The organism is Zoogloea sp. (assembly GCF_041911615.1).
In the GTDB taxonomy this organism is placed as follows: Bacteria; Pseudomonadota; Gammaproteobacteria; order Burkholderiales; family Rhodocyclaceae; genus Zoogloea.
Window position 1 is genome coordinate 17,022 of sequence record NZ_JAYROR010000015.1, and the last position, 8,905, is coordinate 25,926.

Here is an 8,905-nt window from a genome sequence, read left to right on the forward strand (position 1 = left end):
GTCACTCCTTGGATGCGGGTTCCTCGTGCCATTTGTCCACCTGGTAGGTGGCGATCATCACGTTGGGGCCCCAGAAGTCGGCGGGGAGTCGGGCCTTTTGCTTGAGGGCGGCCATGAAGCGGGCCTTGTCGGGAAGCTGATCCCACACCTGGGGCAGGAAGGTGGCCTTCTGGCAGCCGTTGAAGAAGATCACGCCGTCGATGCCGGGGCGCAGTTGGGCGAGGGCGTCGGCCTCGTCGCGGAACTGGATGAAGTCGGCCTCGGTGAGGAGCGAGACCTCGATGCGCAGATGGCCGAATTCGGCTGCCGTGAGCGGTTCGAAGCGCGGATCGGAGAAGGCGGCGGCGCGCGCGTTCTCGACCACGTCGACGCCCAGCGTCCGGTGGGCGTTGAGGCTGCCGATGCAGCCACGCAGCGCGCCGTCGAGGGTGAGGGTCACGAAGCAGGCGCCGCGCCTGGCGAGGCGCGGATGGTCGGCGGCGCCGGGGGCGGACAGGCCGAGCGCGTCGGCGATCGCCTTGCGGGCGTGGCTGAGCAGGGCGTGGCCGAGGGCGGCGTCAGTGGTGGGCATGGCTGCGGCTTTCGGAGAAGGCGATGGAGGCGTAGCCGACGACGCGCTCGCGGTCGCCGGCGGTGTCGCCGGAGTTGCGCAGGTCGAGCAGGTGGGCGGCCAGGTGATGGCGCTGGGCGGCCAGCAGCAGGCCGTTGATCGCGCCGGCGCCGCAGGCTTGCTCGCCGTCGAGGGTCGCGTCGAGCTGGGCGATCTTGGCGAGGGTGGCCTTGTCGCGCCACTGGGCCTGGCGGTAGGGGTGGTAGTGGGACAGGTCGGAGCTGATGACGATCAGCGTCTCGGGGCCGCCCCACAGGGTTTCGAGCAGACCGGCGACGTGCTGGGCGTCCACGTGGCCGACGGCGAGCGGCAGGATCTCGAAGTGGTCGAGGGTGGATTGCAGGAAGGGTAGCTGGACTTCGATGGCGTGCTCGTCGGCGTGGGGGCGGTCGTCCACCACCACGCCGGGCAGCTCGCGGGCGACGAGCCAGGCCTGGCGGTCGATGGCGATGGCACCCAGGGGGGTGACGAAGGATTGGGCTGCGGGCAGCGCCATGCCGCGCACGGCGACGCGGTGGGTCGGACACAGGATGATCACGCGGCGGATCACGTCGTGGCGCTGCACCAGCTCGGCGTAGGCGCTGGCGGCGACGGCGCCCGAGTAGATGTAGCCGGCGTGGGGCACGATCAACGCCTTGGGGGCGTGCACAACTTCGGCCGGCAGGGCGCTGGCGAGGTAGCCGGAGATCTGGGCGTGCAGGCTGTGGGGGTCGGCGGGGTAGAACACGCCGGCGACGGCCGGAAGACGTTGGGACGCGTGAGCCATGATTTCGTGGGTTCCGTGGATGCGAGGGGCAAGTCCTGTTCCCATTATAGGGAGCTGTGCAGCAACCATGCGATGCCGCTGCCCAGGCCCGCGCCCACCGCCGCCATGCCCAGCGTGACCCGCCGCCCGAGGGCGCCGCCGCTGAGGATGAAGGCGAGCGCCGACTTGAACGCGAGGTTGGCGAGCATGGCCAGCAGAATCGCGATGGCGGCGGAGGCGACCTCGAGCTTGCCCAGATTGAGCAGGCGCAGGGTCGACAGCGAGATGGCGTCCACGTCGGTCAGGCCCGAGATGAAGGCCAGCAGGTAGAGGCCGCCGCGACCGGCGATGTCCGACAGCCAGGCGGCGCACAGCAGCACGCCGGCGTAGAAGGCGCCGAAGCCGACGGCGGCGCGCAGCTCGGTGGGGTTGCGGGTTTCGGGGACCGGCAGATCGCCCTGGCCGGCGAGCTGGCGCCAGTTGAAGCCGATCACCACGATGCCGATCAGCACCGCGGCGACGCAGCCGAACAGCAGCAGCGGCACCACGCCGGGCGAGAGCGCCCAGGCGATCGCGACGATGCGCACCACCATGATGAGGTTGGCGAGCAGGATGACCAGGGTGGCGGTGGAGGCCATTGCCGGGTTTTCGCGGGCATGGCGGGCGAACACCATGGTTGTCGCGGTGCTCGACACCAGACCGCCGAGCAGGCCCAGCAGCGGCGCGCCGTAGCGGGCGCCGACGAAGCGCAGGGCGGTGTAGCCGGCCAGGCTGACGCCGGAGATGAGGACGATCATCAGCCAGACTTGATGGGGATTGACCGCCTCATACGGGCCGAAGCCGTGATCGGGCAGGATCGGCAGGACGATCAGCGAGAGCACCGAGAATTGCAGGATCGAACGCCAGTCCTTGCCGGTGAGGCGGGCGGCGACGCCGCGCAGCTCGGACTTGTAGTAGAGCAGCATCGTCGAGCCCACGGCGGCCATTACCGCGAGCCGGCCGTGGCCCAGCCACACCATCGCGCCGAGGCAGTAGCACACCAGGATCGCGACGACCGAGGTGGTGCCGGGGTCGTCGGCGTCGGGTTGGCGAAGGGTGGCGGCGACGATCATCAGCGCCACCAGCACGAAGCCGGCAACGATGAAGGCCGGCGTCGCCAGCAGCTCGGCCAGCAATGCGCAGACGGCGCCGAGCAGCCCGGTGAGTCCGAAGGTGCGCACGCCGGCCTTGGTGCTCGGGCGGCGTTCGCGTTCGAGGCCGATCAGCAGGCCGATGGCCGTGGCGAGCGCGAGGGCTTCGAGCTGGCGCGATTCGAAAGGCAGGGACAGCAGCATGGCGAGTCTCGCGGGCGGGAATGATCCATTTTGCGGCAGGAATCGGCCAAGGTTAAGCGCTGGCGCGCCCTGCGCCACGAATCGCGGGCGCCGCGGCCGGGCGTTGCGGGCACTTGCGGTTAGAATCGCGGGATGCGATTTCCGACCAGCCGTTGTTTCGCCATCGTCCCCGCCGCCGGCAGCGGCAGCCGGATGAAGAGCGAGCAACCCAAACAATATCTCTCGCTGCTCGGCGAGCCCCTCATCCGCCACACCCTCGGGGTGCTGTGCGCATCGCCGGTGATCGACCGGGTGTATGTGGTGCTGTCGGTGGGCGACCAGACGTGGGATCGGCACGACTGGACGCCTTTCGGCGATCGGCTCGTACCGCTGTTCTGCGGCGGGGTGTCCCGCGCCGAGAGCGTGCTCAACGGCCTGCGCGCCATCGCCGCCGAAGCCGCCGAGTCCGACTGGGTGCTGGTCCACGACGCGGCCCGGCCGTGCCTGGCGCCCTGGCACATCGAAACCCTGGTGCGCGAGCTGATCCACGACGAGGTGGGGGGCATCCTGGCCGTGCCGGTGGCCGACACCCTGAAGCGCGAGGACAGCACCCACCGCATCGCCGACACCGTGCCCCGCGACGGCCTGTGGCAGGCCCAGACGCCGCAGATGTTCCGCTACGTGATGCTCAAGCGCGCCCTCGAGAACGCCCGCCATGTCACCGACGAGGCCAGCGCCATCGAAGCGATGGGCCTGCGCCCGCGCCTGGTGCGTGGCGATCCGACCAACCTGAAAGTCACCTATCCCCTCGATCTGCACCTGGCCGAGTGGATTCTCCAGCACCGCGAGGGGCAAGCATGAATGTACCGTTCCGCATCGGCCAGGGCTTCGACGTCCATGCCCTGGTTCCCGGCCGTCCGCTGATCGTCGGCGGGGTGACGATTCCCTTCGAGCGCGGCCTGCTCGGCCATTCCGACGCCGACGTGCTGCTGCACACCATCACCGACGCCATCCTTGGCGCGGCTGGCCTGGGCGACATCGGCCGCCATTTCCCCGACACCGATCCACGCTTCGAAGGCGCCGATTCCCGCGTGTTGTTGCGCGAAGCGGCCGCCGCCGCCCGCGCGGCCGGCTGGCAGACGGTGAATGTGGACGCCACCGTGATCGCCCGCGCGCCGAAGATCCTGCCCCATGTGCCGGCGATGATCGCCAACATCGCCGCCGATCTCGGCGTTGCGCCGGCGGCCATCAACGTCAAGGGCAAGACCACCGAGAAGCTCGGCTTCACTGGCCGGGGCGAGGGCATCGCCGCGCAGGCCGTGGCCCTGCTGGCGCGGGTGGATGGCTGACGCCACGCGCCGGGTTTTCGTGGCCCTGTGGCCCGACCCGGCGGTGGCCGACGCGCTTCACGCGCTGTCGGCCCGGGCCGCCCCGTGTTGCGGTGGCCGTCGGATGCGACACGACTCCCTGCACCTGACCCTCGAATTCATCGGCGATGTGGCCGAATCGCGCGTTCCGGCCGTGCTGGCGGCATTGGCGGCGGTGCGCGCCGACGCCTTTCGCCTCGAACTCGACACCCTCGGTCACTGGCCGCACAACCATCTCCTCTGGGCGGGTTGCCGCGCCTGGCCGGCGGCGCTGGACCGGCTGGTGGTGGAAATCCGCCGGGCGCTGGCGGGGCTGGGCATGGCGCCGGCCACGGGGGCGGCGTTTTTTCCCCACGTCACCTTGATCCGCAAGGCCCGTCCGTCAGGTCCGCTGCCGGAGGTCGGCGCGCCGATCGCGTGGCCGGTGTCGGCATGGGTGCTGGTCGAGTCGTGCCGGACCGCCGACGGTGCGAGCTACCGGCGGCTCGGCAGCGGGATGTTGGGCTGATCCGGCGGTCGGCCGGGCGCGCGTCGGGACGCAAAAAAGCCCGCAACACGTGCGGGCTTTGCGGGGTCGCGCGGAGGTGGGCGCGTCAGGAACCCGTTTCCATCTGCGACTGCAGGTAATTCTGGATGCCGACCTTGTCGACCAGATCGAGCTGGGTTTCCAGGTAGTCGATGTGTTCCTCGGTGTCTTCGAGGATGTGCTGGAAGATGTCGCGGCTCACGTAGTCGCGGACCGACTCGCAGTAGGCGATGGCCTCCTTCAGGTGCGCGTGGCCGCCCTGTTCGAGCTTCAAATCGCCCTGCAGGCATTCGTGTACGTTCTCGCCGATCAGCAGCTTGTCGAGGTTCTGCAGGTTGGGCAGGCCTTCGAGGAACAGGACGCGCTCGATGAGCATGTCGGCGTGCTTCATCTCCTCGATGGATTCGTCGTATTCGTGCTTGCCGAGCTTGGTGAGCCCCCAGTTCTTGTACATCCGCGCATGAAGGAAGTACTGGTTGATGGCGGTCAGCTCGATGGTGAGTTGCTTGTTGAGATGCTGCAGGACTTTCTTGTCGCCTTTCATGCTGCCTCCTGGATCAATAGGTAGGGTCGATGACCGCGCGCGGAGTGCGCCAGGGGGACATGCTGCTCGAGTGCTTCATGCAGGCACTGCTTGGCGCACTGGGCACACCGGCCGCATTCCTCGGTAACGCCCAACTCTAACCGAAGATCGCGCAGGCGGCGAGCGCCGGCGGCTACCGCCGATTCGATCTGTTTCTCGGTCACGGCACGACAGACGCAAACGTACATTCTCGGATTTCCTTGCCAGCAACGGGTTCAGTTGAAGGGGTAGAGGCGGATGACGAGCTGCATCGCGGCCACGCCGCCCGCCAGTCCGATGACCAGCAGCGCGGCCAGGCCGACGGCCGACAAGCCCTTGGCGGGCGCGACGGTGGGCAGGGCGTGGGGGCGGTGATGAAGGGTGGCCATCATTTCGTCAGGATCAGTTTGCCGGCACGGGTGGTGCGCAGCGCGTAGATCATGCCTTCATGCTCGATGAAGACGCAGTTGCGGTTGTCGAACAAGTCCTTGCTCCGGATCGGGGCGTCGAGCTGGCCCGGCATGGGTGAGGACGCCGTGGGGGGCGAAGCGAGCGGGGCGTGGTCGGGAGCCTTGTTCACGATTTTGCAAAAACAAATGAGAATAATTCGTATTAAACATTCGCTCCGAGGGCAAGTCAATACGTGTGGCGGGGCTTTTGGGGAGATCGCGCAGAAATTTCTCGCCGACTGGTCGAAAGAGGCATCGGCAAGCCCTGGGGGCGCTTCGTAGCATGGTGGCGTCACGCCGTTGCCTCCGTGGTACGCCGGACGTTGGGGCGCTCGACGGCGGCGCGTCCGCCGCGGGGCGGGGCCATGTTCGCGCGTGAGGGGGCGCTCGACCCGGGGCGGTCGTGAAACGGATCGCGGGGCGTCCGGCGGGTTAGAATCCCGCCCTTTCCGTAGCCTGCTTCTTCGCCCCATGCCGCTCATTACCCTCGACGACGCCTGCCTTGCTTTTGGACACGTGGCCCTGCTCGACAAGGCCGCCTTCCAGCTCGACCCCGGCGAGCGGGTTGCGCTCATCGGCCGCAACGGCAGCGGCAAGTCGAGTCTGCTCAAGGCTTTGGCGGGGCAGGCCAGTCTCGACGACGGCCGGCTGTGGCGGCAGCCTGGGGCCCGCGTGGCCTACGTGCCCCAGGAGGCGGATTTCCCCCTCGAGCGCAGCGTGTTCGCCACGGTGGCGGACGGGCTGGGCGACGTGGCGCAACTGTTGGTCGATTACCACGCGGCGATGCTGGCGGTGGCCGACGATGCCAGCCCCGAGGCCCTGGCCCGACTTGAAGACCTGCAGCATCGGGTCGAGGATGCCCAGGCCTGGCGTCTGGAGCAGCGCGTCGAGCAAGTGCTGGCGCAGCTCAAGCTGTCGGGCGAGGCGGTGGTGGGCAGCCTGTCGGGCGGCGGCATCAAGCGCGTGGCGCTGGCGCGGGCGCTGGTCGGCGAACCGGAAATGCTGCTCCTCGACGAGCCGACCAACCACCTGGATATCGACGGCATCCTGTGGCTCGAAGGGCTGATCCGCGAATTCCCCGGTGCGGTGGTGGTGATCACCCACGACCGGGTCTTCCTCGATCACGTGGCGACGCGCATCGTCGAGCTCGACCGGGGCATTCTGGCGAGCTTTCCCGGCCGCTTCTCGGACTACCTGGCGCGCAAGGCCGAGCAGATCGACGCCGAGGAGAAGGCCAATGCCCGCTTCGACAAGCTGCTGGCCCAGGAGGAGGTGTGGATCCGCAAGGGCGTCGAGGCGCGGCGGACCCGCAACGAGGGCCGCGTGCGGCGCCTCGAGGCGCTACGTCGCGAGCGGGGCGCGCGTCGCGACCGGCTGGGTTCGGTCAAGCTGGCCCTCGACCGCGGCGAGAGCAGCGGCCAGATGGTCGCCGAGCTGGAAAACGTCAGCAAGCGGTTTGGCGAGCGCACCATCGTCCGTGATTTTTCCACCCGCATCCTGCGTGGCGACCGCATCGGCCTGATCGGCCCCAACGGCGCCGGCAAGACCACGCTGCTCAAGCTGATCCTCGGCGGCCTCGAGCCCGACGAAGGGCGCGTGCGGCGGGGCACCCGCCAGACCGTGGCCTACTTCGACCAGCTGCGCGAACAGCTCGACCCCGAGGCGCCGCTCACCGAAGTCATCAGCCCGGGCTCGGATTACGTGGAGATCGCCGGCCACCGCACGCACATCATCGGCTACCTGGGCGATTTCCTGTTCTCGCCCCAGCGCGCCCGTTCGCCGGTCAAGTCGCTCTCCGGCGGCGAGCGCAACCGCCTGCTGCTGGCGCGGCTGTTCGCCCGGCCGGCCAACGTGCTGGTGCTCGACGAGCCGACCAACGACCTGGACATCGAAACCCTCGATCTGCTCGAAGATCTGCTCGCCCAGTACGACGGTACGGTGTTCCTGGTGAGCCACGACCGGGCCTTCCTCGACAACGTGGTGACCCAGGTGATCGCCGCCGAGGGCGACGGCGGCTGGAAGGAATACGCCGGCGGTTTCGATGACTGGCTGCGGGTCCGCAAGGCGGCCGAGGTTGCCGCACCGGCCGCCCCCAAGGCCCCCGCGCCAAAGAAGGAGGCGCCGCCCGCCGCCGCGACGAAGCCAGCGAAGGCCGCCCGGCTGAGCTGGAAGGAAGCGCGGGAGCTCGAAGCGTTGCCCGACCGCATCGCGGCGCTGGAAGCGGAGCAGGGCGCCATCCAGGCCCGCCTGAACGATCCGGCGATCTACCGCGATGCGCCGCAGGAGGTGCCCACGCTCAATGCGCGCCTGCAGGCGCTGGAGGGTGAGATCGAGGCGGCGATGCTGCGCTGGGAAGAACTGGAGGCCCGCGCCGCCAGCAAGTGAGCCGGCGCGTCAGAAGCCCTGCGGCGGCTGGGAGGGCAGCGCGCCTTCGGCGTTGCCGCCGGCCCGCAGCAGCGCCTCCACGGATTCGTGGGGCACCGACAGTCGGTTGAGCAGGTTGTCGCGGCCGATGTGTAGCAGATTCTCGATGGCCGACAGATCGTCGGGGATCGCCGCGTTGTCCCAGCCCTGGGCGGTGTGGCGGGCGAGGCTGTTGGCGAGCTGTACGGTGCGCACGCGCGGGTTGTGGATCTGCCGCTCGTCCATCATCGACACCAGCAGATCGGGCAGGTGCCAGTGGCGAACCAGGGCCAACTGCAGTTCCTTCGCCGAAAAGTTGAACACCGCGCGCTGAGCGACCGCCGAGCGCAGCTCGCGATCCACCCGCTGCATCTCGTAGACCTGCTGGGTCAGCGTCGGGGCGAAACTCCAGCACAGGATTTCGGTGACTTCCGACAGCAGTGCGGCGACGGTGATTTCGTCCACGTCCAGGTCGTGGCGCAGGATCGCCCAGTCGCGGGCATAACGCGCCGCCCGGCGCGCCCGGCTGATCACCTTGAGCACACCGACCAGCGCCCGCGGATGGGCGGAAATCTGCCCCTCGATGGTCGGCAGATCCGAGAAGTCGCGCAGGAAGGGCGAGATGCCCATCATCATGATCGCCCGCTCGATGGTCGTGATGTCGTGGTTCTGGCGCGCCCGGCGGTTGGCCTCGATGTGGATCAGCACCTTCAGGGTCATCATCGGATCGGACAGCACCAGCGCCGCCACCGTCCGCCCGTTGATGCTGTCCTCCTGCTCGCGCATCGCCTGCAGTTCCTTCACCGTGTGCTTGAGCACGGGAATCGGTTTCTGGCTGAAGAAGCTGGTGTAGCTGTCGATGCTATCGAAGGGCTGGTTGATCAAGGCCATGGCGGTCCTCCGGCGGGTGATGACCTCATTTACGGCGCG

At 68.7% G+C, this 8,905-nt stretch carries 12 protein-coding genes; 4 read left to right on the plus strand and 8 right to left on the minus strand.

All coding sequences use genetic code 11. From position 1 onward, the window contains the following. Position 1 precedes the first annotated feature (1 nt). From amrA to ACE3P2_RS01820, 3 genes are read right to left on the minus strand one after another with little or no spacing between them, the layout of a single operon-like run. On the minus strand, positions 2-571 hold the full coding sequence (gene amrA / locus ACE3P2_RS01810) for an AmmeMemoRadiSam system protein A (protein ID WP_374260265.1): 570 nt from the start codon (positions 569-571) through the stop codon (positions 2-4). After that, positions 558-1,376 (minus strand): AmmeMemoRadiSam system protein B, encoded by an 819-nt coding sequence (amrB, locus tag ACE3P2_RS01815; RefSeq protein ID WP_374260268.1) that lies wholly within the window; start codon positions 1,374-1,376, stop codon positions 558-560. Before amrB ends, amrA begins: the two co-directional genes overlap by 14 nt. A 44-nt stretch (positions 1,377-1,420) precedes the next feature. After that, entirely contained in the window at positions 1,421-2,689 is a 1,269-nt protein-coding gene (locus tag ACE3P2_RS01820; protein ID WP_374260270.1) for an MgtC/SapB family protein, read from the minus strand. Positions 2,690-2,821: 132 nt separating this feature from the next. On the opposite strand from ACE3P2_RS01820, the gene ispD reads away from it, so the two are divergent. Genes ispD through thpR form a run of 3 tightly spaced genes read left to right on the plus strand, consistent with a single transcriptional unit; the run spans position 2,822 to position 4,543 of the window. Beyond that, on the plus strand, positions 2,822-3,529 hold the full coding sequence (gene ispD / locus ACE3P2_RS01825) for a 2-C-methyl-D-erythritol 4-phosphate cytidylyltransferase (protein WP_374260273.1): 708 nt from the start codon (positions 2,822-2,824) through the stop codon (positions 3,527-3,529). Further along, positions 3,526-4,017 carry a 2-C-methyl-D-erythritol 2,4-cyclodiphosphate synthase gene (ispF, locus tag ACE3P2_RS01830; RefSeq protein ID WP_374260276.1) on the plus strand — a complete coding sequence of 164 codons (492 nt, stop codon included), beginning with the start codon at positions 3,526-3,528 and terminating at the stop codon, positions 4,015-4,017. Before ispD ends, ispF begins: the two co-directional genes overlap by 4 nt. Then, positions 4,010-4,543, plus strand: a complete 534-nt coding sequence (thpR, locus tag ACE3P2_RS01835; RefSeq protein WP_374260279.1) for an RNA 2',3'-cyclic phosphodiesterase — start codon at positions 4,010-4,012, stop codon at positions 4,541-4,543. The genes ispF and thpR overlap by 8 nt, the downstream gene beginning before the upstream one ends. Positions 4,544-4,628: 85 nt before the next feature. On the opposite strand, the gene bfr is transcribed toward thpR, so the two are convergent. From bfr to ACE3P2_RS01855, 4 genes are read right to left on the minus strand one after another with little or no spacing between them, the layout of a single operon-like run. Continuing rightward, entirely contained in the window at positions 4,629-5,105 is a 477-nt protein-coding gene (gene bfr / locus ACE3P2_RS01840; protein WP_374260282.1) for a bacterioferritin, read from the minus strand. Beyond that, positions 5,102-5,332: a (2Fe-2S)-binding protein gene (locus tag ACE3P2_RS01845; RefSeq protein WP_374260284.1), complete on the minus strand. Its 231-nt coding sequence runs from the start codon at positions 5,330-5,332 to the stop codon at positions 5,102-5,104. Before ACE3P2_RS01845 ends, bfr begins: the two co-directional genes overlap by 4 nt. A gap of 27 nt (positions 5,333-5,359) precedes the next feature. Next, on the minus strand, positions 5,360-5,515 hold the full coding sequence (locus ACE3P2_RS01850) for a hypothetical protein (protein WP_374260287.1): 156 nt from the start codon (positions 5,513-5,515) through the stop codon (positions 5,360-5,362). Beyond that, a complete protein-coding gene (locus ACE3P2_RS01855) occupies positions 5,512-5,703 on the minus strand; it encodes a hemin uptake protein HemP (RefSeq protein ID WP_374260290.1) in 192 nt (63 codons plus the stop codon). Before ACE3P2_RS01855 ends, ACE3P2_RS01850 begins: the two co-directional genes overlap by 4 nt. Before the next feature lie 340 nt (positions 5,704-6,043). On the opposite strand from ACE3P2_RS01855, the gene ACE3P2_RS01860 reads away from it, so the two are divergent. After that, on the plus strand, positions 6,044-7,957 hold the full coding sequence (locus ACE3P2_RS01860) for an ATP-binding cassette domain-containing protein (RefSeq protein ID WP_374260292.1): 1,914 nt from the start codon (positions 6,044-6,046) through the stop codon (positions 7,955-7,957). Positions 7,958-7,966: 9 nt separating this feature from the next. Here the strand turns inward: ACE3P2_RS01860 and ACE3P2_RS01865 are convergent, their stop codons facing one another. Further along, the gene (locus ACE3P2_RS01865; protein WP_374260294.1) at positions 7,967-8,866 is read right to left on the minus strand and encodes an HDOD domain-containing protein; all 900 of its coding nucleotides are present in this window, start codon (positions 8,864-8,866) and stop codon (positions 7,967-7,969) included. Positions 8,867-8,905 lie beyond the last annotated feature (39 nt).

Excerpts from the sequence above, each read along its gene's own strand:
- amrA (WP_374260265.1), bottom strand. The coding sequence starts at position 571 with ATGCCCACCACTGACGCCGCCCTCGGCCACGCCCTGCTCAGCCACGCC.
- amrB (WP_374260268.1), bottom strand. The coding sequence starts at position 1,376 with ATGGCTCACGCGTCCCAACGTCTTCCGGCCGTCGCCGGCGTGTTCTAC.
- ACE3P2_RS01820 (WP_374260270.1), bottom strand. The coding sequence starts at position 2,689 with ATGCTGCTGTCCCTGCCTTTCGAATCGCGCCAGCTCGAAGCCCTCGCG.
- ispD (WP_374260273.1), top strand. The coding sequence starts at position 2,822 with ATGCGATTTCCGACCAGCCGTTGTTTCGCCATCGTCCCCGCCGCCGGC.
- ispF (WP_374260276.1), top strand. The coding sequence starts at position 3,526 with ATGAATGTACCGTTCCGCATCGGCCAGGGCTTCGACGTCCATGCCCTG.
- thpR (WP_374260279.1), top strand. The coding sequence starts at position 4,010 with ATGGCTGACGCCACGCGCCGGGTTTTCGTGGCCCTGTGGCCCGACCCG.
- bfr (WP_374260282.1), bottom strand. The coding sequence starts at position 5,105 with ATGAAAGGCGACAAGAAAGTCCTGCAGCATCTCAACAAGCAACTCACC.
- ACE3P2_RS01845 (WP_374260284.1), bottom strand. The coding sequence starts at position 5,332 with ATGTACGTTTGCGTCTGTCGTGCCGTGACCGAGAAACAGATCGAATCG.
- ACE3P2_RS01850 (WP_374260287.1), bottom strand. The coding sequence starts at position 5,515 with ATGATGGCCACCCTTCATCACCGCCCCCACGCCCTGCCCACCGTCGCG.
- ACE3P2_RS01860 (WP_374260292.1), top strand. The coding sequence starts at position 6,044 with ATGCCGCTCATTACCCTCGACGACGCCTGCCTTGCTTTTGGACACGTG.
- ACE3P2_RS01865 (WP_374260294.1), bottom strand. The coding sequence starts at position 8,866 with ATGGCCTTGATCAACCAGCCCTTCGATAGCATCGACAGCTACACCAGC.